The organism is Micromonospora sp. NPDC050795 (genome assembly GCF_044456785.1).
Lineage (GTDB): Bacteria > Actinomycetota > Actinomycetes > Mycobacteriales > Micromonosporaceae > Micromonospora.
This window is the reverse complement of the sequence record NZ_JBITGE010000014.1, coordinates 110,176-131,822: the sequence shown is the minus strand read 5'-3', so window position 1 is coordinate 131,822 and position 21,647 is coordinate 110,176. Positions and strand designations below refer to the sequence as shown.

Genomic DNA, 21,647 nt, shown 5'->3' with positions numbered 1-21,647 from the left:
ATCGTGTCCGACCTGCCCCTGATCCAAGCGGATCGCGCCGTGCCGCCGCCGGCCACGACCACCTCCACGGGTGGTCGTCGTCGGCGGCTACGGCTCCTGTCCCGCACCGACCGCGTGGTCATCACGCTGATGGTGCTCGTCCCGCTGCTGCTCGTCACCGGGTTCGTCTGGTTGCCGGCGGCGGCCACCGTGCTGCTCTCCGGCACCAACTGGGACGGCATCGGCCCCCTCAACGAGATCGAGTTCGTCGGCGCCCGCAACTACAGCGACGTGGTGAACATCTACCCGCCGTTCGTGCCGGCGATCCAGCACAACCTGCTCTGGCTGGCGTCGCTGTTCGTGGTCGCCACCCCGTTCGGCATGTTCCTGGCCGTGCTGTTGGACAAGGAACTGCGCGGCAGCCGCTTCTACCAGACCGCGCTCTACCTGCCGGTGGTGCTCTCGCTGGCGCTCATCGGCTTCGTCTGGCAACTGCTCTACTCCCGGGACCAGGGGCTGATCAACGCCGTCTTCGGCAGCAGCATCGACTGGTACGGCGACTCGAACGTCAACATCTGGGCGGTGATGGTCGCCTCCGGGTGGCGGCACGTCGGGTACATCATGCTGCTCTACCTGGCCGGTCTGAAGGGCGTCGATCCGTCGTTGCGCGAGGCCGCGGCGGTCGACGGCGCCTCGGAGCGCAGGACGTTCTTCCGCGTCGTGTTCCCGGTCATGCGGCCCATCAACATCATCGTGCTGGTGGTGACCGTGATCGAGTCGCTGCGCGCGTTCGACCTGGTCTGGGTGGTCAACAAGGGCCGCAACGGGTTGGAGCTGATCTCCGCGCTGGTCACCCAGAACGTCGTGGGTGAGGCGAGCCGGATCGGCTTCGGCTCGGCACTGGCAACGATCATGCTGGTCGTCTCGCTGGTCTTCATCACCATCTACCTGGCGACCGTGATGAGGGAGAACCGGCAATGAGCACCGCGACCGTCACCCGGCGCACCGAGGGCGGGGCCGACGCGCCCCGGCCCCGCCGCAAGCTGACCCCGTTACGGATCCTGCTGCACGGCTTCCTCATCGTCGTCTCGCTGGCCTGGCTCTTCCCGATCGCCTGGGCGGTGCTGACCTCGCTGCGCTCGTACGACTACACCGCCGCGAACGGCTACGTCTCGTTCGGCGGCTGGACCTTCGACAACTACGTGACCGCCTGGCGGACGGCGGAGTTCGGACAGCACTTCCTCAACTCGGTCTACATCACCGTGCCGGCGGTGCTGCTGACCCTCTTCCTCGCGTCCTGCGTGGCGTTCGTCATCGCCCGGTTCAGTTGGAAGCTCAACCTCGTCCTGCTCGGGGTCTTCACCGCGGCCAACCTGCTGCCCCAGCAGGCGCTGCTCATCCCGCTGTTCCGGCTGTTCACCGAGGTGCCGCTGCCGGAGTTCATGAGCGACTCGGAGCTGCTGTACGACAGCTACTGGGGCCTGATCCTGATCAACGTGGCCTTCCAGTGTGGTTTCTGTGTCTTCGTGCTCAGCAACTACATGAAGGCGCTGCCCCGTGACCTGTACGAGGCGGCGATGGTCGACGGGGCGAGCATCTGGCGACAGTACTGGCAGGTCACCATGCCGCTGTGCCGGCCGGCCCTGGCCGCGCTGGCGACGCTGGAGGTGACCTGGATCTACAACGAGTTCTTCTGGGCCACCGTCCTCATGCGCACCGGCGACAAGTTCCCGGTGACCAGCTCGCTCAACAACCTGCGCGGTGAGTTCTTCACCGACAACAACCTGGTCTCCGCGGGCAGCGTGCTCGTCGCGATCCCCACCCTGGTGATCTTCTTTATGCTCCAGCGGCACTTCGTTCGGGGCCTGACCTTGGGAGCTTCCAAAGGATGACGATCCTGCACCTGCGCCGCGCGCGGACCAGCCTGGTGCTCGACGCGCGCGGCCCGGGGCTGCCCCGGGTCGTGCACTGGGGCGGCGACCTGGGCGCCCTCGACGACGACGGCCTGCGCCAGCTCAGCGACGCGACGGTACCGCCGGTGGTGCCGAGCAGCTTCGACGAGCCGACAGTGCTGTCGCTGCTGCCGGAGGCGAGCGCCGGCTGGAGCGGCCGACCGGGTCTGGCCGGGCACCGCGACGGACGGGACTGGTCCACCGCGTTCCGGCTGGACGGGTTGGACGTGCACGACACCGGGCCGGGCGGGGCACTGCTGACCGTGCGCGCGTCGGACCCGGCCGCCGGGCTGACCCTGACCATCGAGATCACGCTCGACCCGTACGGCCTGCTGACCGTTCGGCACCGGCTGCGCAACGACGGCGACAGCGCGTACGAGCTGCGGGAGCTGACATCGGCGCTGCCGGTGCCGGCGGTCGCCACCGAGCTGCTCGACCTGACCGGCCGGTGGTGTCGGGAACGGTCCCCGCAGCGGCACCCGTGGCAGCACGGCACCTGGGTCCGCGAGGGCCGGCGCGGCCGTACCGGGCACGACGCCACTCTGCTGCTGGTCGCCGGGACCGCCGGGTTCGGCTTCGGCCATGGGGAGGTCTGGGCGGTGCACACCGCCTGGAGCGGCGACCACGTCACGTTCGCCGAACGCCGTCCCACCGGCGAGTCCACAGTGGGCGGCGGTGAGCTGCTGGCTCCCGGCGAGGTCCGGCTCGGCCCTGGCGAGTCGTACGAGACTCCCCTGCTCTACGCGGTCTGGTCCGACGCCGGGCTGGACGGGCTCAGCGACGTGCTGCACAGCCACCTCCGGGCCCGTCCCGGGCACCCGCGCTCCCCCCGCCCGGTGACCCTCAACGTCTGGGAGGCGGTCTACTTCGACCACGACCTGGAACGGCTGCGGGCGCTCGCCGACCGGGCCGCGCAGATCGGCGTGGAGCGGTTCGTGCTCGACGACGGTTGGTTCCGCGGCCGGCGCGACGACACCGCCGGGCTCGGCGACTGGTACGTCGACGAGGGCGTCTGGCCGGACGGCCTGCAACCGCTGATCGAGCACGTCACCGGCCAGGGCCTCCAGTTCGGCCTCTGGGTTGAGCCGGAGATGGTCAACCCCGACTCGGACCTGTTCCGCGCGCACCCCGACTGGGTGCTCGCCGTGCCGGGGCGGCTGCCGCCGGCCTGGCGTCACCAGCAGGTGCTCGACCTGGGCCGCCCCGAGGCGTACGACTACGTGCTGGAACGTCTCGACACGCTGCTCACCGACCACCCCGGCATCCGGTACCTCAAGTGGGACCAGAACCGGGACTTCACCGAGGCCGGGCACCACGGCCTCCCCGGGGTGCACGGGCAGACCCTGGCGGTCTACCGGCTCTTCGACGAGTTGCGCGGTCGACACCCGGGCGTCGAGATCGAGAGCTGCTCGTCCGGCGGAGCCCGGGTGGACCTCGCCATCCTGGCGCGTACCGACCGGGTCTGGGCCAGCGACTGCAACGACGCCCTGGAGCGGCTCAGCATCCAACGCTGGACGGGGCTGCTGCTGCCACCGGAGCTGATCGGCACCCACGTCGGCCCGGAACGCTCACACACCACCAACCGCGTACACGACCTGGGTTTCCGGGCGGCGACCGCGCTCTTCGGCCACCACGGCATCGAGTGGGACATCGCCTCGATCAGCGCTGCCGAGCAGACCGAGCTGGCCGCCTGGGTGGCGCTGCACAAACGGCTGCGCCCGCTGCTGCACGCTGGTCGGGTGGTCCGGGTCGACCACCCGGACCCGGCCGTCTGGGCGCACGGAGTGGTCGCCCACGACACCACCCGAGCGGTGTACGCGGTGGCCCGGCTGACCACATCGGTGACGCAGGTGCCCGGCGCCGTGCGGCTGCCCGGCCTCGACCCCGGCCGGCGGTACCGGGTGCGACAGGTGTCGGACGTACCGGGCCCGGCGAGCATCGACCTGTCCCCGCCCACCTGGCTGGCGGGTGGTCTCACCCTCAGCGGGGCGGCGCTGGCCCGGGTGGGTGTGCAACTGCCCGCCCTGCACCCGGAGCAGAGCCTGGTGCTGGAGGTCGACGCCGTCGGATAGAAATTTCTGTGCTCGGGGTGTCGAGAACGGCAGGGCCGGCTTCTACCTCAGGGTGAGAGCACCGACGACGGTGCCCAGGCGTGAGGAGCCAACAATGAAGTACATGCTGCTGATGCAGTTCAGCGCCGCCGGGACCGACTTCCCGGCTATCGACACCTGGACCCAGGACGAGGTCCGGGCGCACATCGCGTTCATGGGCGAGGTCAACGCCAAGCTCACCGCCGCCGGTGAGTGGGTCGACGGGCAGGGTCTCGGCGGCCCGCAGCAGGCCCGGATCGTCCGCGCCGGCGAGGGCGGAGCACCGGTGGTCACCGAGGGGCCGTTCGCCGAGACGAAGGAGTTCCTGGCCGGCTTCTGGATCGTCGACTGCGAGAGCCCGCAGCGGGCCGTGGAGTTGGCCGCGCACATCTCCACGGCGCCCGGCCCCGGTGGTCGTCCGCTGAACATGCCGATCGAGGTGCACCCGGTGATGTCCGCCCCGGCACAGGAGCTGTGAGGGCTGAACACCGATCCCCGCATCGAGGACCTGCTGCGCGAGTTGGCGCCGCAGGTCCTCGGCGTGCTCAGCCGCCGCTTCGGTGACTTCGCCACCGCTGAGGACGCGGTACAGGAGGCGCTGCTGGCCGCCGCCACCCAGTGGCCGGCCGAGGGACTGCCGGCGAACCCCCGCGGCTGGCTGATCCAGGTCGGCTACCGGCGGATGATCGAGCTGGTCCGCGGTGAGCAGGCCCGACGCCGCCGGGAGGACCTGGTCGCCCGCCGGGATCCGGACGACCAGCGGTACGCGCCGGCCCCGGACGAGGAATTGACCGCCGAGCGGGACGACACTCTGGTGCTGCTCTTCCTCTGCTGTCACCCGGCGCTCGCGCCGACGTCGGCAGTGGCGCTGACCCTGCGCGCCGTCGGTGGGTTGAGCACCGCCGAGATCGCCCGCGCGTTCCTGGTGCCCGAGGCGACGATGGCGCAGCGGATCAGCCGGGCCAAGCACCGCATCCGGGTATCCGGGCTGCCGTTCCGGATGCCCGAGCCGGCGGATCGGGCGGACCGGTTGGTCGCCGTACGGCAGGTGCTCTACCTGGTCTTCACCGAGGGCCACACCAGCACCACCGGCCCGGACCTGCGTCGCGTCGACCTCGCGGCGGAGGCGATCCGACTGACCCGCGCGCTGCACACGCTGCTGCCGAACGACAGCGAATCAGCCGGGCTGCTGGCGTTGATGCTGCTCACCGAGGCCCGCGGACCGGCGCGGACCGGGCCCTCCGGCGAGCTGATCTCACTGGCCGATCAGGACCGCAGCCGATGGGACGCGACGGCGATCGCCGAAGGCGTCGCACTGGTCACCCGCGCCCTGCCGCGCGGGCCGGTCGGCCCGTACCAGGTGCAGGCCGCCATCGCCGCCCTGCACGACGAGGCGCCGAGCACCGAGCAGACCGACTGGCCACAGATCCTGGCGCTGTACGAGGTGCTGGAACGCTTGGCAGCCAGCCCTGTGGTGGCCCTCAACCGGGCCGTGGCAACTGCCATGGTGCACGGACCAGCCGCCGGCCTGGCTGCCCTCGACGCGTTGACAGACGACCCGCAGTTGGCCGGACACCACCGGCTGGCCGCCGCCCGCGCCCACCTGCACGAGATGGCCGGTGACCAGGCCCAGGCGATCGCCGACTATCGGATCGCCGCTGCCCGCACGAGCAGCCGCCCCGAGCAGCTCTACCTGACCATGCGAGCAGCCCGACTGGCCGCCCAGCCCGGGGACGGCCCGCCTCCAACGGTTGCGGCCGAACCGTGAACGACCGGTCTGCCTCGGTGGCTCTACCCGTCGAACGATCGTCGGTCGGCGACGTGTCGCGGCGCGGGTGGTCGCCGTAACGAAAGGGCCCCGTCGAGGTGCGACGGCAGCAGCCTCACCCGCCACGGCTGACAATCTTGGACAGTTTCCGTCAGCACGAAACGGAAAGTGTCCAAGATCTACCCTGCCGACTCCTTCGCACGCCCCTACCGGCGTCGCCGGCTTGGTCGGGACCAACGGGCGGGCCAGCGCCCGCCACTCGACGCGGATCAGCGGGCGGGTGTGTGCCGGGCCGCCTTTGGAGTTGATGCCACAAACGATTCATCCATGGCCTGAGCGTCGCGGCGGCGCGGCCCGGCGGCGCGGCGGCCCGGCGGCGCGGCGGCCCGACGGCGCGGCGGCCCGCGGCGCGGCGGCCCGCGGCGCGGCGGCCCGCGGCGCGGCGGCCCGGCGGCCCGGCGGCCCGGCGCAGGGGCGCTGTGTGGCCGATTCGTTTGTGACATCAACTCCAAAGGCATTCCGTGGGAGGTGCCGGGGGTGCACGGACGTCACGTGCACGGGCCCGCCGGGCGGGGACCTCGCCGGCACTAGCCTGGGTGGCGACGGGCTCATCGATCACGAAGGACCGAGGGGACGCATGGCGTACGTGCTGCTGGGGATCGCCATTCTCGCCGAGGTGGTGGCGACCAGCCTGATCAAGAGCACCGCCGGCTTCAGTCGGCTCTGGCCGACGGTGGCGTGCCTCGGCGGCTACGCGCTGGCGTTCCTCCTGCTGGCCCAGGCCGTCAAGGAGATCCCCGTCGGGGTGGCGTACGCCCTCTGGTCGGGTCTGGGCACCGCGGCCATCGTGGCGATCGGGGCGGTGTTCCTGGGTGAGTCGGTGGGGCTCGCCAAGCTCACCGGCATCGCACTGATCATCGCCGGGGTGGTCATCGTGAACCTCGCCGGGGAGCACTGACCGGGACGGTTTCCGGTGGCCGGGCCCGGTGCGGACCCGGCCACCGGTCCGACGGTCAGCTCGCCGTGCAGCTCACCGCCGGCAGGCTGTTGGTGCCGGTCCAACTTCCGAGGAAGCCGAAAGTAGCGCTGCCGCCGGCGGCCAGTCGTCCGTTGTAGTCCGTGTTGCGGGCGGTCACCGTGCTTCCGCTGCTGGTGAGCGCCGCATTCCAGGACTGGGTGACGCGCTGGCCGTTGGCGAAGGTCCACCCGGCGGTCCAGCCGGTGATCGCCCTCGCGCCGGCGGTCACCCGTACCTCACCCTGGAAGCCGCCCTGCCACTGGGTGGTCACCGTGTACGTCGCCGTGCAGCCACCGCTGGGGGGCGGGGGCGTCGTCGGGGGTGGGGTGGTCGGCGGGGGCGTCGTCGGCGGTGGGGTGCCGCCGAAGACGGTGGCCTCGCGGGCGGTCTGCCGGATGCCGTTGACCCCGTTGAAGAGGCGCTGACCCCAGTCGGTCAGGCTCGCCGGATTGAAGTTGGTGGCCAGGTCGAGATACTCGACGCCGCCGCCGTTGCCGCTCCACGACCAGCCCAGCCAGCCGATCCCGTTGGCCTGGCTGTACGCGAGGATGGCGTCCTCGTCCGGGTTGCCGTCGGAGTGGTTGAAGCCGAACTCACCAACCACGATGGGCAGCCCCGCCGTGCGGAACCGGCCCAGGTAGTCGCTGATCTCCGCGGCGGTGTCGAAGACCCCGTACATGTGGATGGAGAACACGGTGTTGCGGGCCGGGTCGGCGGCGAAGACCGACGCGGCGTTGTCGCGCATGGTGAACGACCAGTCCTGCCCCCAGTTCGGCGCGTCCACCATGATCGTGTGGGTCAACCCGCCGGCCCGCAGGCGCTTGATCGCGTTGGCGTTGTCGGTGGCCCACGAGCCGTAGTTCTGGTTGCCGTACGGCTCATTGCCGATGTTGACGATGACGTACCTCTCCTGGCCGGCGAGAACGTCGGCGAGGCTGAGCCAGTAGTCGACGGCGCGGTCGAGGGTGATCGCGCCGCTCTGCTCGCCGTACCCGGTGGTGTCGTGCACCTCCAGCACGCAGATCAGCCGGTTGGCCTTGCAGAGCGAGATGACGTTGGCGACGTCGGCGTTGGTGTTGCGGGTCCACCGGTCGCCGCTGGAGAGCACCACCCGCACGGTGTTCGCGCCGAGCGCCTTGACGTCGGCGAACGAACTGGTCTGCTGCGGGTACCAGGTGTGCGCGTGATTGACGCCGCGCATGATGAATTCGGCGCCGTTGGCGTCGTACAACTTGCCGCCAGCGACGGAGAACCCAGCCGCGGCGTGTGCCGGCTGGCCGAACGCCAGCACGGTGACGAGCAACGCGAGCACTGTCGCGCCGGCGGCGGAGAGTCGAGTCTTCATGGCCTTCCTCAGGGAGGACCCCCGGTGCCCGACAGGGGTGGGGATGTGACAGGGGAAGGCGGCTGCAGCCCGGCAGCCGCGCCCGGCTCCCGGCGCAGGCATCAGCGTAGGACGATGGATCGGTCCTCGCAACCGGTTCAGTTGACAGGCCCGCAGCCCGGACAGCCGCAACGGCCCACGCGGACGCGGGCCGTCACGGGGCGGTCATCCCCACCACAGGATGTGCGCCACACCCGGGTCTTAACCGGTTAAGAGCGACGGTAGGCAGGCGTTCGGCTTCCGTCAAGCATCCCGGCAGCCGAACCGGACGGGAGGGTTGACCGCCGTGCACCGGGGTATCCCGGGAACGATCCGTCAGTGAGAGGGGATACCAGGATGGTCAGCGTCGGCTACACCCTGATGAGCGAGCAGGCCGGGCCCAAGCAGCTGGTGGACCATGCGGTACGGGCCGAGGCGGCTGGCTTCGACCAACTGGTGGTGTCCGACCACTACTACCCGTGGCTGGACTCCCAGGGCCACTCCCCGTACGCCTGGTCGGTGCTCGGCGCTGTCGCCCACGCCACCTCCCGCGCGGAGCTGATGTCATTCGTGACCTGCCCGATCCGCCGCTACCACCCGGCTGTGGTGGCCCAGAAGGCCAGCACCGTCGGCGCGCTCTCCGACGGCCGGTTCACCCTCGGCCTGGGTGCCGGGGAGAACCTGAACGAGCACGTGGTCGGCGGCTGGCCGCACGTCCGGCAGCGGCACGAGATGTTCGAGGAGGCGTTGCAGATCATCCGGCCGTTGCTCAACGGCGAGACGCTGACCTTCTCCGGCAACCACTTCGACGTGCCCGACGCCTACGTCTGGGACCGCCCGGAACGGCCGGTGCCGATGGCCGTCGCCGCGTCCGGCCGACAGTCCGCGACGTTGGCCGCCGAGTACGGCAACGGCCTCATCTCCACCGAACCCGACCGGCACATCATCGAGATGTACGACGACGCCGGGGGTGCCGGCCAGCCCCGCTACGGCCAGGTGGCCATCTGCTACGGCCCCGACGAGGCGGAGTGCCGCAAGATCGTGCACGACCAGTTCCGCTGGTTCGGGATGGGTTGGAAGGTCAACGCCGACCTGCCCGGCCCGGAGTCCTTCGCCGCCGCCACCCAGTTCGTCCGCGAGGAGGACGTCGCCGAGGGCATCTCCTGTGGCCCGGACGTGGACGCGCACGTCGAGGCGTTCCGCAAGTTTGTCGACGCCGGCTTCACGCACGTGGCGATCATCCAGGTGGGTGGGGAGACCCAGCCGTTGTTCCTGGACTGGGCCCAGGAGCAACTGCTGCCCCGACTGCGCCAACTGTGAACCGGTCCGCGACCCGTCCGCCGGTCGGGTCGGCCCGACCGGCTCGGACCAGCCGGTTCGGGCTGGCCGAACTGCGGCTCGGCATGGCCGCGCCCCGGCCAGCCGCAGGACTCACCAGCGAGTGGCGGCTCGTCGACGGACTGCGTACCCACACCCGCCGCAGCGCCGACCCGGGGACCGGCACGCCACCCGTGGTGCTGGTGCACGGCCTGGCCGTCTCGCACCGGTATCTGACCCCGCTGGCCGTCGCGCTCTCCACCACCCATCAGGTGTACGTGCCGGACCTGCCCGGCTTCGGGCTGACCGAACACCCCCGGGGCGCGTACGACGTTCGCCGGCACGCCGAGCACCTGGCCGCCTGGCTGGCCGCGTACCAATTGCCTCCGGCCTGCCTGCTGGGGCACTCGTTCGGCGCGGAGGTGGTCGCCGCGGTCGCCGCTCGCCACCCCGACGCGGTCCACGCGCTGGCGTTGGCGGGACCGACGAGCGACCCGGCGGCCCGAACCCGGCGGCGCCAGTTCGGTCGGTGGCTGGTGGACAGCCTCCACGAGGCGCCGCTTCAGGCGCCGGTCCTGGTGCGGGACGTGTGGAACGCCCGGCCCTGGCGGGTCCTCGCGACGCTGTCGCACTCGGTGCGCAACGCCATCGAGGCGGACCTGGTCCGGATCACCGCGCCCACAGTGGTTCTCGCCGGCGAGCGGGACCCGATCGCCCCGCCGCGGTGGCGGGACCAGATGACCCGGCTGGTGCCGGACGCCGCCCTGGTGGTCGTTCCCGGCGCCCCGCACAACGTCGCGACGACCGACCCGCTGGCGGTCGCGGACGCGATCCGGCAGTTGCTCGCCGCTCATTCCGCACTCACGGACAGGTGACCATCATGCGCTTCGGCAACACGGAGATCCGCCCGCTCGGCGGTGGCCTCGGCTGCCTGCTGATGATCCTCTTCTCGATCGTGGCGTCGGTGGTGCTGACCGTTCTGCTCAACCTGGTGCTCTGAGGGGCCGGTACCGTCAGCCTGCGGACAGATCCAGCGTGGCGAGCAGCGGGTAGTGGTCGGAGGCGGTGGCCGCCACGCCGTCGCGGATCACCCGGCAGTCGCGCACCCGCTGCGCCACAGCGGTGCTGCCGAGCAGGTAGTCCAACCTCATCCCGGCGAACTCGGCCCCACCCAGCCCGGTGGGCACCGTGTAGCCGGCGGCCTCCGGGGCGTCGGCGTTGCCCGACGGCCAGAGGTCGACGAGACCCGCGGCGAGCAGCCGGGCGACCGCCCGGGTGTCCACCGTGTCGCCGGAGCGACGCAGATGCCGCCGCCGGTAGAGGGTGGGCATACCGGCCAGCCGGTCGGTGTGGTCGACGGTCGGATCGAGCGAGTTGAGGTCACCCGTGATCAACGACAACGGCCCCTGGTTGCGGCGCATCGCGGCGATCAACCAGTCCACCTCCATCCGCCGCCGACCCCCGGAGTACGGGTAGAGGTGGGTGCCCAGCACAGTGAGCGGGCCGGCCGACGTGGCCACCACGACGCGGGCGGCGGCATGGTGGAACGGCCGACGCACCGGCCTCGCGTCGACGACCCGGTACGGCCGCCGGACCAGCACCGCCACCGGCTGCCCGAAGCAGGACCTGGCCAGGTGGGGGACCATCCCCACCCGGCCCGCCACGCCGGCCATCAACCCGTCCCTGTCGAAGCCGCGCAACTCCTGCAACGCCAGCACGTCCGGTGCCTGCTCGTCGACGACCTGGACCACCTGATCCAGCCGGTCGAGGCCGCCGCGATCCCGGCCGCCGGTGCGGATGTTCCAGGTCATCACCCGCAGCACGACGGCGACGCCTAGTCGGCTCGGCCGGCCCGCGCCAGCTCGTCGTCGAGGGTGTCCACGTCCTCCGACTCGATGGCCGGCTGGTTACCTTCCTTCAGATCCTCGTTCGGGCGGATCACCAGGTAGAGCAGGCCGATCCAGAGCGCGGAGAGCACGATCGCGCCCATGAAGTCGGTCGGGTGGTGCATCCCCCGATACATCCGGGACGTCGCCACCCCGACCGGCATGAGCACGGCCAGCCCCACGAAGATCCAGCGCCACCACCGGTCGGTACGCGGGAACACGATGAGGGTGATCGCCAGCCAGACGCAGATCGTGGCCGCGATGTGCCCGGACGGGAACGACGAGGTGGGCATCTGCCCGTCCAGGTTCTCCACCGGGGGACGCGGCCGGTCCACCGCGCGGGCCGACGCGAGGAAGAGGGTCAACTCCCCCACCATCGCCAGCACCACGAAGAGCACCGGGCACCAGCGCCGCCACACCGCCAGCACCAGTGGGCAGAACACCAGCGAGATCAGCAGGATGGCGTGGGTGTCACCGAACTTGCTCCACCACCAGCTGATGTCGGTCAGCACCTCGGTGTGCCGTTCGGCGAACCACCGCGGCACCTCCGTGTCGAGGGTGTCGAAGAAGGTGCCCTTCGCGTGGTAGCTGACGTACGTGCCGAAGCCGTACAGCGCGCCGAACACGATCACCCAGCCGACCAGCAGCTCGGCCACCGCTGAGCGGGGATGGGCCAGCACGTGTTCCTCGGCCGGGGCCGGGGCGATGTCGTGCCCCGCCTCCGGCTCCAGGCCCTCGGTCAGCGGCGGCACCGGCTTCCCCCGCTCCCGCCGCCACAGGCGGAAGGCGTACGCGGTGACGCCCAGCCAGGCGGCACCGAGCAGCCAGGCGGCCAGCACGTCGGAGACGAAGTGCACGCCCAGCGCGATCCGGGTCAGCCCGACCAGTGCCACCAGCACACCGACGCCCACGATGGCCGGCTTGCGCCAGCGGGGTGCCATCGCCGGCAGGAACACCAGCAGCAGCGCTCCGTACGCGACGAACGAGCCGAGCGCGTGCCCGCTCGGGAAGCTGTTGCCGGGCGCGCTGGCGATCGGCACGTCCACCACCGGGCGGAGCCGGCCGACAAGCGTCTTCAGTGACGGGTCGAGAATCAGGCCACCGACCCCCGTGATGATCAGGTAGACGGCGAGTCGGGGCTGCCGCCGGATCAGCAGCCCGACCACGGCGATGGTGACCAGCCAGATGAGGATCGGCCGGCCGCCCAGGTCCGTCACCGCCTGGAGCACGGTGACCAGCGCGTGGTGTGGGGCGACGAGCCCGTTGAACCACTCGGCGAGCCCGTGGTCGGCGTCCTGCAACGGGCTCCACTGCACCCGGACGAGCAACAGCAGCAGCCCGAAGGCCACTCCGGCACCGGTGACGGCCACCAGACCGGCAATGCTCCGTTCGGCGAAATGACCGACCGGACGGTGCGCCACCTCTTTGACCGCGGCCACCCCGCACCTCCCTTTCCTGTCTGGCGAGGCGCTTTACCCGATCCGCGTCCGTCGTACACGCCACAGCGTCAGAGCGCCGACATGTCCCCGGTGTCGTACAGCTCGGCGCGGTCCGGGTCGGGCTCCCACAGATCCGGTTGGGCGGGCTCCCGCGCGCCGATGCGCAACGCCTCCAGTTGGGCGGCGAAGGACAGCCCGCCGAAGAGCGCCATCCCGGTCAGGTTGGCCCAGAGCAGCAGCGCCATCATGCCGGTCAGGGCGCCGTAGGTCTGCCCGAAACCGTCACTGAACCGCACGTACGCGGCGAGCAGCAGGCTGGCCAGCCACCACAGCGCGGTGGCGATGCCGGCCCCGAAGAACAGCCAGGACAGGCCGGGCTGGTTGCGGCGCGGCGCATGTCGGAACAGCACGGCGACGGCGACGACGGTCAACCCGAGGCTCAGCGGGAAGCGGATCACGTCCCAGATGACGTGGGCGAGCGCGCCCCACTCGTAGTGTTTGCGCACCGAGTCGCCCATCGCGCCGCCGCCGACCAGGATCAGGAAGCCGGCGAGCGCGGGCAGGCCGGCGGTGACGGCCAGCACGGCGGCCCGCAGGTACTTGCGCAGCGCCGGGCGGTCCCGCTCGACGCCGTAGATGCGGTTGGCGCCCCGCTCGATCTGGGCCATCGTGGTGGTGAGCGCGAACAGGCCGGTGAGCAGACCGAGGGTGAGCGCCAGCTCCCCGGCGTCCTCGACGCGCTCGCCCTCGCCGAGCAGTTCGGCGACCATCTGCGCGCTCTGGCCGGGGGTGAGCGCCAGGACGGTGTCGGCGACCACCTGGCCGCCCTCCTCGACGCCCAGCTCGCTGATCAGGCCGGTGAGCGCGATCAGGAACGGCACCACGGCCAGGCAGAGTTGCAGCGCGAAGGCCCGGGCGTGGCTGAATCCGTCGCCGTAGCGGAACCGAATGAAAGCGTCCCGCAGCAGGTGCCAGCCGCCCTGCCGGCGCAGTGTGTGCCAGGCGTCGTCGGCGGACAGCTCCTCGTCGGCCATCAGCCGGGTCTCCGGCACGATCCGGGTGCTACTCACGACGCGCTTCCTCGATCAGCTGCTCGCCCCGCTCCCCGGCGCTTCGCGCATCTTCGGCCAGGTCGGGGGCGTCCTCGGGTTGCGGGACGCAGAGCCAGAGTGCCTGGGGCCGGATTTCTGCCTCTAGTCGCCGGCCCGGGGAGATGAGGTCGCCGTCCAACTCCCGGGGCTGAGCACGGTTGCTGGTGATCTTCACGCGTCGGCCCCGGAACACTTCCATCCGCGGCACCTGGCCGCTGCGGCGGACCACCGCCCAGCCGAGCGCGAGCCAGTGCCGCAGGGTGTGCGGGGTGAGCACGGCGACGTCGAGCCAGCCGTCGTCCGGCTCCGCCTCGGTCAGCAGGGTCACGCCGCCCTGCAGCCGGCCCACGTTGGCGATCAGGACCGAACGGGCCCGGCGGCGCACCGGCGGCCTGTCGTCGATGCGGATCTGCACCCGCATCGGCCGGTCCCGTAGGTGACGGGCGGCACCCATCACGTACGCGGGCCAGCCGATGCGGGCCTTGGTGGTCTCGTTGGTGGCTTCGAGCATCTGGGCGTCGAAGCCCATGCCTGCCATCACCGTGAAGTACTTGTCCTCGACAGCGCCGACGTCGAGCAGCCGTCGGCCGCGTTCGACGGCGACCTGCAACCCGGCGGCCAGGTCGGTGGAGAGCCCCAGGTTGGCGGCCAGCAGGTTGCCGGTGCCCTGCGGCAGCACGGCGAGGGCCACCTCGGTGCCGACCAACCCACTGACGCAGGCCATCACGGTGCCGTCGCCGCCGCAGGCGAAGACCAGGTCGACGCCGGCCTTGACGGCCTCCTCGGTCTGGCCCCGACCGGGGTCTTCGACAGTCGTCTCGTACCACTGCGGCTCGGGCCAGCCGGCCGCGGCGAGGGCGTCGTCGACGGTGCGGCGCAGCTCGTCGAGATCGTCGACCTTCGACGGGTTCACCACCACGGCGGAGCGCAACCCGCCGTCGCCGCCGGCGGGCCGCCTGTCCTGTCCAGCATCCACGGCGTCAGTGTGCAGCACCCGGACGGCTTCAGCGACCCGGCGACCGGCGCGCGTCGGAAGTGCCACAGACAGGTTTCAACCCCGCGCCACCCGTCAGGCCGCCGCCCGCAGTGCGAGTTCCACCCGTCGGCGCAGATCGTCGAGGTCGATCCCGGACTCGGTGAGCACCACCGCTCCCAGCCCGTTGCCCTCCCGGAGCACCCCGAGCAGGATGTGCTCGGTGCCGATGTGTTTGTGTCGCAGGCGCAGGGCCTCCCGCAGGGACAGCTCCAGCGCCTTCTTGGAGCGGGGCGAGAACGGGCCGCCGAGGTAGCGCCTACGCCCCCAGCGGCGGCGCGGTGCCGGCACCGCCTCCCGTAGCGCGTCCGGTCCGAAGGACTGCTCGATGCGGGCCACGATCGCGGCCAGGTCGATGCCGATCTCCCGCAGCGCCGCCGCGTCCGCGTCGCCGAGGCCCGCGCCGCCGGTTTCGGTGTGCCGGCGTACGCGTTCGCGCAGGTCGTCGGCGCGTACCCCGGCGTCGGCGAGCACCCGGCTGGCCAGCCCGGCGTCGTCGGCGAGCAGGGCGAGCAGCAGGTGCTCGGTGCCGACCGGGCGTTGGCCCTCGACCCGCGCCTCCTCCAGCGCCCGTCGCACCACGTCGCGTGCCCGGTCGGTGAACCGTTCGAACATCACGCCTCCCAGGATGAGTTGACCGCCGGTCGCCCGGCGTGCTTCTTGTGCACTGCCTGCCGGCTGACCTCGAGCGTGTCGGCGATCTCCTGCCAGGACCAGCCCTGTCGTCGGGCGTTGTCGACCTGGACCACCTCGAGCCGCTCGAGGAGCCGGCGTAGCGCGCGGACGGCGCGCAGCCCGACCCGGGGGTCGGTGCTGCCGGCTGCCGCCGCTAGTTCTGTCGCCTGACTCATGCCGTCAACATACGTTGACAACTCCCCGCCTGTCAACCCTGGTTGACGAGTGGTGACCGTAGCGGATCGGACCCGCCACCGTGCACATCCGACTACCCTCGGTCAGGGACAGCTTGGTCGTGCCGGGCGCGACGCCCGGGAGGTGATATCGGATGGCCGCACCCGCCGACGCAGCGGTGCTGGTCGGCCTCGGGTCGGAACTCGACCTCCCGGTCGTCGAACAGGCCGCGCAGGAGGCCGCCGGACACGGCCGGCCACTGCACCTGCTGCACACCTTCGACTGGCGCGTGGCCTTCGCCGCGGACACCGTCGCCGCACCCCGCGACCAGGCCGAAAAACTGATCACCCGCGCCGCCCAACTCGCCCACCAGACCGAGCCAGGGCTGACCGTACGCGGAGAGATCGTCGAGAGCGCCATGCTGCCCACCCTCATCCGCCGCTCGGAGGGCACCTTCCTGCTGGCCGTCGGCGACAGCGGCATGGCGGGCAGCGGTCAGTGCGTTCCGTCCGATACGACAGCCGTGCAGTTGGCCGCACGCGCCGGCTGCCCCCTGTTGGTGGTCCGACGTGAACCGCCGCCGCAGGGCCCGGTGCTGGTCGGCGTCGACGGCTCCCCCAGCTCACACCTCGCCCTGCAGTGGGCCGTGCGGTGTGCGGCCCGCCGGGGCGCCCGACTGCTGGCGCTACGGGTGGTCGAGTACGACGAGGACACCGACGCTGTCGCCGAGCAGCTCAGCGAGGCACTGGCCCGGCACGCCGGGCGGGACCACACCGTGCCGACCGAGTGTCGGGTGGTGCGCGGCGACCCCGCGAACGTGCTGATCGACACCTCCCGCAACGCGCAGGTGGCGCTGGTCGCCGCCCGCGGCGACGAGCCGGGGCGGGCCATGCTGGGCGCGGTCGCCCAGTCTCTGCTCTACCACTCCCCGGCCCCGGTGGTCGTCGTCCGCGGCCTGGCCGAGGCGCCGCTGACCGGGCCCGGTGCCCGCCCGGCGCGGGACCAACGGCCCTGACCCCGGGGCGTCCGCACCGGCCAGGCTGGACGCCGGACGCCCCACTCCTACCCGCGAGAGGCAGCATGATGGAGACCGCTCTCGACGTGCACCACGCCCTCACCGACGACGAGCTGCGCCGGCTGGACGCCTACTGGCGCGCCGCGAACTACCTCACCGTCGGGCAGATCTACCTGCTGGACAATCCGCTGCTGCGGGAGCCGCTGACCCCCGACGACATCAAACCCCGACTGCTCGGGCACTGGGGCACCAGCCCCGGCCTCAATCTGATCTACGCCCACCTCAACCGCGTGATCGTGGCGCGCGACCTCAACGCCATGCTGGTCACCGGCCCCGGCCACGGCGGGCCGGCCATCGTGGCCAACACCTGGCTGGAGGGCACCTGGTCGGAGCGCTACCACGACGTGGCGCGCGACGAGGCCGGGATGTCCCGGCTGTTCCGCCAGTTCTCCTTCCCGGGCGGCATCCCCAGCCATGTCGCGGCGGACGTGCCGGGTTCGATCCACGAGGGCGGCGAGCTGGGGTACGCGCTGAGCCACGCCTACGGCGCCGCGTTCGACCACCCGGACCTGCTGGTGGCCTGCGTGATCGGCGACGGCGAGGCGGAGACCGGGCCGCTGGCCGGCAGTTGGCTCTCCGACGTGTTCCTCAACCCGGCGCGCGACGGCGCGGTGCTGCCCATCCTGCACCTCAACGGTTACAAGATCGCCAACCCGACCGTGCTGTCCCGGATCCCCGAGACCGACCTGCTCGACCTCATGCGCGGGTCCGGCTACCAGCCGTACGTGGTGGCCGGTGACGAGCCCGCCCGGGTGCACCGGACCCTCGCCGCGACCCTGGACCGTGTGCTGGGCGAGATCGCCGAGATCCAGCGGCGGGCCCGCTCCGGAGGCGTCGTCGAACGTCCCCGCTGGCCGATGATCATTCTGCGGACGCCGAAGGGCTGGACCGGCCCGCGTGAGGTCGACGGCACCCAGGTGGAGGGCACCTACCGCGCCCACCAGGTGCCGCTGTCGGGCGTACGCGACAACCCGGCGCACCTGGCCGAGCTGGAGCACTGGCTGCGCAGCTACCGGCCGGAGGAGCTGTTCGACGCGACCGGCGCGCCGGTGGAGGAGCTGCTGACGATGCCGCCGCGCGGTGACCGGCGGATGAGCGCCAACCCGGTCACCAACGGCGGCGTGGTGCTGCGCGACCTGACCCTGCCGGACTTCCGCGACTACGGCGTGGAGGTTCCCGAACCGGGTACGCCGATCGCCGGCGCGACCGGGGTGCTCGGCCCGTGGATTCGCGACGTCATCAGCGCCAACCCGGAGACGTTCCGGCTGTTCGGCCCGGACGAGGTCGCGTCCAACCGGCTGGGTGCGGCGTTCGAGGTGACCGACCGGGTCTGGGTGGCCGCCACAGTGCCCGGCGACGACCACCTCTCCCCCGACGGGCGGGTCATGGAGGTGCTCTCCGAGCACCTGTGCCAGGGCTGGCTGGAGGGCTACCTGCTGACCGGCCGGCACGGCGTGTTCACCAGCTACGAGGCGTTCATCCACATCGTCGACTCGATGCTCAACCAGCACGCCAAGTGGCTGAAGGTGACCCGGGCCATCCCCTGGCGGCAGCCGATCGCCTCACTGAACTACCTGCTCTCCAGCCACGTCTGGCGGCAGGACCACAATGGCTTCTCCCACCAGGACCCGGGCTTCATCGACCACGTCGTCAACAAGAAGGCCGAGGTGGTGCGGGTCTATCTGCCGCCGGACGCCAACACGTTGCTCGCCACGATGGACCACTGCCTGCGCAGCCGGCACTACATCAACGTGGTGGTGGCCGGTAAGCAGGCAGCCCCGAACTGGTTGACGATGACCGAGGCGATCCAGCACACCCGGCGCGGCCTGGGCATCTGGGAGTGGGCCAGCAACGACGGCGACACCGAACCGGACGTGGTGCTCGCCTGCTGCGGAGACGTGCCCACCCTGGAGACGTTGGCCGCCGCCGAACTGCTGCGCCAGCACCTTCCGACATTGAAGGTGCGCCTGGTCAACGTGGTCGACCTGATGCGCCTCCAACCGGACACCGAGCATCCGCACGGCCTGACCGACAACGAGTTCGACACCATCTTCACCCAGGACCGGCCGGTCATCTTCGCGTACCACGGTTATCCGTGGCTGATCCACCGACTCACCTACCGCCGCACCAACCACGACAACCTGCACGTGCGCGGTTACAAGGAGGAGGGCACCACCACCACCCCGTTCGACATGGTGATGCTCAACGACCTGGACCGCTTCCACCTGGTCATCGACGTCATCGACCGGGTGCCCGGGCTGGCCGCCAGCGCCGCGCACCTGCGCCAACGGATGGTCGACGCCCGGCAGGCGGCCCGCGACTACACCCGCCAGTACGGCGAGGACGACCCCCAGGTCGCCGAATGGCGCTGGGTCCGCGAAACCGACCCGACCACCCCCTGAAGGAGGACGACGTGCGCGACGCGGAGATCCTGGTCGGCTACGACGGCTCCACCGACGCCTCGGTGGCCCTGGACTGGGCCCTGGAGGAGGCCCGCCACAGCGGCCAGCCGGTGCGGCTGGCGTACGTCTTCGAATGGCTGACGGTGGCCAGTTGGGTCGGCCCGGGCGTGGCCCCCGGCGTGTGGCCGGACGACACCGCCCGCCGGCAGGTCGACGACCTGGTGCGCAAGGCCGCGGCGGACGCCACAGCGGCACACCCCGGGCTGACCATCACCGGCGAGGTGTACGACGGGCCGCCCGCGCTGGTGTTGCAGGAACGCTCGGCGGAGGCCGGGATGCTGGTGCTCGGCAGCCGGGGTCACGGCGGCTTCGGCGGCCTGCTGGCCGGGTCGACGGCGGTCTCGGTCGCCGCGCACGCCCACTGCCCGGTCGTGGTGGTCCGGGACGGGGCCGACAAAGCCCTGGCCGGCCCCGTGGCGGTCGGCGTGGACGGCTCGGAACCGTCGCTGGTGGCGCTCGGCTTCGCGGCCGAACGGGCGGCACAGCGTCAGGTGCCGTTGCGCGTCCTGCACGCCTGGACACCGGGCCCCAACGCCGAGGCCGGGGTGCCCGACGAGCGGGCCGCCGTGGAGCAGGCGCTGGAGCCGTGGCGGCGGACGTTCGCCGAGCTGACCATCGCCGTCGACCTGGTCCCGACCAGCCCGGCGGCCATGCTGATCGAGGCGAGCCGGGACGCGCGGCTGGTGGTGGTCGGCAGCCGCGGACGGGGCGGGCTGGCCGGAATGCTGCTCGGCTCGGTCAGCCAACAGCTCATCCAGCACGCCCACTGCCCGGTCGCGGTGGTCCGCGAACGCTGACATCCACCGGGCGGGGCCGCACCCGGATGGGCGACCTGGCCCGGGGTCAACGCCGCGCGGTCGTCGGGTCGGACGGGTCGAGGGAGAAGAACTCCTCCTCTTCCTGAGCGCGCGTTCGGTCAACCCGCGGTACGTCTCGCGTACCGCCGGCAAACACCTCGGCGAGGCGGCGAGCCGGTCCAGCCGGTCCACTGTGAGCACCGCGTACGGTGCGGCGAGCGTCAGGGCGCACCGGATCCTCCAGCAGGATCGCGCCGAGCACTCCACCCTCGTCGCTGACCCACACCGCGGACACCGGGCGTTTCGCCCCGTGGACGGACGTCGTGCGGTGTGCCGGACCTGGTAAGGGCGGGCGTAACGGCTCGGCGTGGTCGGGACCTGCGGCCCCTGCGGGCACACCACCGGATGGCGAAGGATGAGGCGGCAACCCCGGACACGGCGACGCGCCGTACGGCACGATGAGCAGAGACGGAAAGGTCGTGACCATGAGTCAGGAAAATCAGCTGACCACCGCGTTGGCGGAGGCCGCCGCCACCGCCGGCCACGCCCCCTCGGTGCACAACAGCCAGCCGTGGCGCTGGCGGGTGCTGCCCGACGCGTTGGAGCTGCGCTCCGTCGCCGACCGACAGCTCGCCGCCGCCGATCCCGAGGGGCGGCTGCTCGCGATCAGCTGCGGCACCGCCCTGCACCACGCCCGACTGGCGCTGGCCGCCGAGGGGTGGCGCGCCGTGGTGCAACGGCTGCCCGACCCGGACGACAACGAGCTGCTGGCCCGGCTGACCGACCTCAGCCACACCGGGTCCGATCCGGACGCCATGCGCATGGTGCAGTGCATGCAGGTGCGCCACACCGACCGGCGGCCGGTCAGCGACGAGCCGGTCGCGCCCACGGCGATCGAGGAGATCACCCGGGCGGTCGGCGCGGAAGGCTGCCGGTTGCAGATCCTCGACCGTGACCAGGTGCTGGAGCTGGCCGCCACCGCCGGGCACGCCGACACGGTCGAGGCCGAGGACCCGGAGCTGCGCACCGAGCTGGCGTACTGGACCAGCCGGGCCGGCTCGGGCACCGGCCTGCCGGCGGAGGTGCTGCCCGAGCAACCCGCGCAGACCACCGTGCCGGGCCGGGACTTCGGCCGTCCCGGCAGCCTGCCGACAGGCCCGGGCCACGACCGGATGGCGGTGTACGCGATGCTGCACGGCGACGAGGACGAACGGGACAGCTGGTTGCGCGCCGGCGAGGCGCTCTCCGCCGGTTGGCTGACCGCCACCCGCCTCGGCGTGTCCGTGGTGCCGCTCAGCGCGGTGGTGGAGGTGCCGGGCACCCGACAGACCCTGCGGCAGCTGCTCTCCGGGATCGGCTTCCCGTACCTCGTGCTGCGGTTGGGCATCGCGGACCCGGCACACTCCGGCCCGCCGCACACGCCGCGGTTGACCACCGCGCAGGTGGTCGACACCTCCGCCGTCCGCTGACGGGTCTGGCGACGAGCGGCACCGGCGCTACCATCCCCCGGTGACCAGCAGCGCGCCGT

20 protein-coding genes are annotated in these 21,647 nt (G+C 71.7%); 13 read left to right on the top strand and 7 right to left on the bottom strand.

Annotated features, from left to right (window positions below; genetic code table 11):
• Positions 1 to 3: 3 nt before the first annotated feature.
• The 6 genes from ACIBEF_RS15120 to ACIBEF_RS15095 all read left to right on the top strand — a co-directional run bounded on the left by ACIBEF_RS15120 (position 4) and on the right by ACIBEF_RS15095 (position 6,747).
• A complete protein-coding gene (locus ACIBEF_RS15120; RefSeq protein WP_357263776.1) occupies positions 4 to 960 on the top strand; it encodes a sugar ABC transporter permease in 957 nt (318 codons plus the stop codon).
• Positions 957 to 1,871, top strand: a complete 915-nt coding sequence (locus tag ACIBEF_RS15115) for a carbohydrate ABC transporter permease (RefSeq protein ID WP_396793907.1) — start codon at positions 957 to 959, stop codon at positions 1,869 to 1,871. The genes ACIBEF_RS15120 and ACIBEF_RS15115 overlap by 4 nt, the downstream gene beginning before the upstream one ends.
• The gene (locus tag ACIBEF_RS15110; protein WP_396793906.1) at positions 1,868 to 4,003 is read left to right on the top strand and encodes an alpha-galactosidase; all 2,136 of its coding nucleotides are present in this window, start codon (positions 1,868 to 1,870) and stop codon (positions 4,001 to 4,003) included. The genes ACIBEF_RS15115 and ACIBEF_RS15110 overlap by 4 nt, the downstream gene beginning before the upstream one ends.
• A 94-nt stretch (positions 4,004 to 4,097) precedes the next feature.
• Complete coding sequence (locus ACIBEF_RS15105) at positions 4,098 to 4,499, top strand: YciI family protein (RefSeq protein WP_396793905.1); 402 nt, start codon at positions 4,098 to 4,100, stop codon at positions 4,497 to 4,499.
• A gap of 3 nt (positions 4,500 to 4,502) precedes the next feature.
• Positions 4,503 to 5,789 carry an RNA polymerase sigma factor gene (locus tag ACIBEF_RS15100; RefSeq protein WP_396793941.1) on the top strand — a complete coding sequence of 429 codons (1,287 nt, stop codon included), beginning with the start codon at positions 4,503 to 4,505 and terminating at the stop codon, positions 5,787 to 5,789.
• 637 nt (positions 5,790 to 6,426) lie between these two features.
• Positions 6,427 to 6,747: a multidrug efflux SMR transporter gene (locus ACIBEF_RS15095; protein ID WP_112585076.1), complete on the top strand. Its 321-nt coding sequence runs from the start codon at positions 6,427 to 6,429 to the stop codon at positions 6,745 to 6,747.
• Between the two features lie 55 nt (positions 6,748 to 6,802).
• On the opposite strand, the gene ACIBEF_RS15090 is transcribed toward ACIBEF_RS15095, so the two are convergent.
• A complete protein-coding gene (locus tag ACIBEF_RS15090) occupies positions 6,803 to 8,152 on the bottom strand; it encodes a cellulase family glycosylhydrolase (RefSeq protein WP_396793904.1) in 1,350 nt (449 codons plus the stop codon).
• A gap of 375 nt (positions 8,153 to 8,527) precedes the next feature.
• Here ACIBEF_RS15090 and ACIBEF_RS15085 point away from each other — a divergent pair, with 375 nt between their 5' ends.
• The 3 genes from ACIBEF_RS15085 to ACIBEF_RS15075 are packed head-to-tail and all read left to right on the top strand — an operon-like array spanning position 8,528 to position 10,487.
• On the top strand, positions 8,528 to 9,490 hold the full coding sequence (locus tag ACIBEF_RS15085; protein ID WP_396793903.1) for a TIGR03557 family F420-dependent LLM class oxidoreductase: 963 nt from the start codon (positions 8,528 to 8,530) through the stop codon (positions 9,488 to 9,490).
• Positions 9,487 to 10,362, top strand: coding sequence for an alpha/beta fold hydrolase (locus ACIBEF_RS15080; protein WP_396793902.1), 876 nt, complete (start codon positions 9,487 to 9,489; stop codon positions 10,360 to 10,362). Before ACIBEF_RS15085 ends, ACIBEF_RS15080 begins: the two co-directional genes overlap by 4 nt.
• Positions 10,359 to 10,487, top strand: coding sequence for a hypothetical protein (locus ACIBEF_RS15075; RefSeq protein ID WP_256443305.1), 129 nt, complete (start codon positions 10,359 to 10,361; stop codon positions 10,485 to 10,487). The genes ACIBEF_RS15080 and ACIBEF_RS15075 overlap by 4 nt, the downstream gene beginning before the upstream one ends.
• A gap of 13 nt (positions 10,488 to 10,500) precedes the next feature.
• Here ACIBEF_RS15075 and ACIBEF_RS15070 read toward each other — a convergent pair whose 3' ends face one another.
• The 6 genes from ACIBEF_RS15070 to ACIBEF_RS15045 all read right to left on the bottom strand — a co-directional run bounded on the left by ACIBEF_RS15070 (position 10,501) and on the right by ACIBEF_RS15045 (position 15,787).
• Entirely contained in the window at positions 10,501 to 11,310 is an 810-nt protein-coding gene (locus ACIBEF_RS15070) for an endonuclease/exonuclease/phosphatase family protein (RefSeq protein WP_396793901.1), read from the bottom strand.
• 11 nt (positions 11,311 to 11,321) lie between these two features.
• Complete coding sequence (locus tag ACIBEF_RS15065; RefSeq protein ID WP_396793900.1) at positions 11,322 to 12,812, bottom strand: phosphatase PAP2 family protein; 1,491 nt, start codon at positions 12,810 to 12,812, stop codon at positions 11,322 to 11,324.
• Between the two features lie 68 nt (positions 12,813 to 12,880).
• Positions 12,881 to 13,882 (bottom strand): YihY/virulence factor BrkB family protein, encoded by a 1,002-nt coding sequence (locus ACIBEF_RS15060; RefSeq protein WP_396793899.1) that lies wholly within the window; start codon positions 13,880 to 13,882, stop codon positions 12,881 to 12,883.
• Positions 13,875 to 14,879 carry a diacylglycerol/lipid kinase family protein gene (locus ACIBEF_RS15055; RefSeq protein WP_396793898.1) on the bottom strand — a complete coding sequence of 335 codons (1,005 nt, stop codon included), beginning with the start codon at positions 14,877 to 14,879 and terminating at the stop codon, positions 13,875 to 13,877. The genes ACIBEF_RS15060 and ACIBEF_RS15055 overlap by 8 nt, the downstream gene beginning before the upstream one ends.
• A 93-nt stretch (positions 14,880 to 14,972) precedes the next feature.
• On the bottom strand, positions 14,973 to 15,551 hold the full coding sequence (locus ACIBEF_RS15050) for a Clp protease N-terminal domain-containing protein (RefSeq protein WP_396793897.1): 579 nt from the start codon (positions 15,549 to 15,551) through the stop codon (positions 14,973 to 14,975).
• Positions 15,551 to 15,787: an HTH domain-containing protein gene (locus tag ACIBEF_RS15045; protein WP_030336062.1), complete on the bottom strand. Its 237-nt coding sequence runs from the start codon at positions 15,785 to 15,787 to the stop codon at positions 15,551 to 15,553. Before ACIBEF_RS15045 ends, ACIBEF_RS15050 begins: the two co-directional genes overlap by 1 nt.
• A 152-nt stretch (positions 15,788 to 15,939) precedes the next feature.
• Here ACIBEF_RS15045 and ACIBEF_RS15040 point away from each other — a divergent pair, with 152 nt between their 5' ends.
• The 4 genes from ACIBEF_RS15040 (at position 15,940) to ACIBEF_RS15025 (ending at position 21,588) form a co-directional block, all read left to right on the top strand.
• A complete protein-coding gene (locus ACIBEF_RS15040; protein WP_396793896.1) occupies positions 15,940 to 16,800 on the top strand; it encodes a universal stress protein in 861 nt (286 codons plus the stop codon).
• 68 nt (positions 16,801 to 16,868) lie between these two features.
• Positions 16,869 to 19,262: a phosphoketolase gene (locus ACIBEF_RS15035; protein ID WP_396793940.1), complete on the top strand. Its 2,394-nt coding sequence runs from the start codon at positions 16,869 to 16,871 to the stop codon at positions 19,260 to 19,262.
• An 11-nt stretch (positions 19,263 to 19,273) separates the two neighbouring features.
• Positions 19,274 to 20,119: a universal stress protein gene (locus tag ACIBEF_RS15030; RefSeq protein ID WP_396793895.1), complete on the top strand. Its 846-nt coding sequence runs from the start codon at positions 19,274 to 19,276 to the stop codon at positions 20,117 to 20,119.
• A 485-nt stretch (positions 20,120 to 20,604) separates the two neighbouring features.
• Positions 20,605 to 21,588, top strand: coding sequence for an Acg family FMN-binding oxidoreductase (locus tag ACIBEF_RS15025; protein WP_396793894.1), 984 nt, complete (start codon positions 20,605 to 20,607; stop codon positions 21,586 to 21,588).
• The last annotated feature ends 59 nt before the right edge of the window (positions 21,589 to 21,647 follow it).

Coding starts and splice junctions, on each gene's coding strand:
- ACIBEF_RS15115 (WP_396793907.1), top strand. CDS start 957: ATGAGCACCGCGACCGTCACCCGGCGCACCGAGGGCGGGGCCGACGCG.
- ACIBEF_RS15110 (WP_396793906.1), top strand. CDS start 1,868: ATGACGATCCTGCACCTGCGCCGCGCGCGGACCAGCCTGGTGCTCGAC.
- ACIBEF_RS15105 (WP_396793905.1), top strand. CDS start 4,098: ATGAAGTACATGCTGCTGATGCAGTTCAGCGCCGCCGGGACCGACTTC.
- ACIBEF_RS15095 (WP_112585076.1), top strand. CDS start 6,427: ATGGCGTACGTGCTGCTGGGGATCGCCATTCTCGCCGAGGTGGTGGCG.
- ACIBEF_RS15090 (WP_396793904.1), bottom strand. CDS start 8,152: ATGAAGACTCGACTCTCCGCCGCCGGCGCGACAGTGCTCGCGTTGCTC.
- ACIBEF_RS15085 (WP_396793903.1), top strand. CDS start 8,528: ATGGTCAGCGTCGGCTACACCCTGATGAGCGAGCAGGCCGGGCCCAAG.
- ACIBEF_RS15050 (WP_396793897.1), bottom strand. CDS start 15,551: ATGTTCGAACGGTTCACCGACCGGGCACGCGACGTGGTGCGACGGGCG.
- ACIBEF_RS15045 (WP_030336062.1), bottom strand. CDS start 15,787: ATGAGTCAGGCGACAGAACTAGCGGCGGCAGCCGGCAGCACCGACCCC.
- ACIBEF_RS15040 (WP_396793896.1), top strand. CDS start 15,940: ATGGCCGCACCCGCCGACGCAGCGGTGCTGGTCGGCCTCGGGTCGGAA.
- ACIBEF_RS15035 (WP_396793940.1), top strand. CDS start 16,869: ATGGAGACCGCTCTCGACGTGCACCACGCCCTCACCGACGACGAGCTG.
- ACIBEF_RS15025 (WP_396793894.1), top strand. CDS start 20,605: ATGAGTCAGGAAAATCAGCTGACCACCGCGTTGGCGGAGGCCGCCGCC.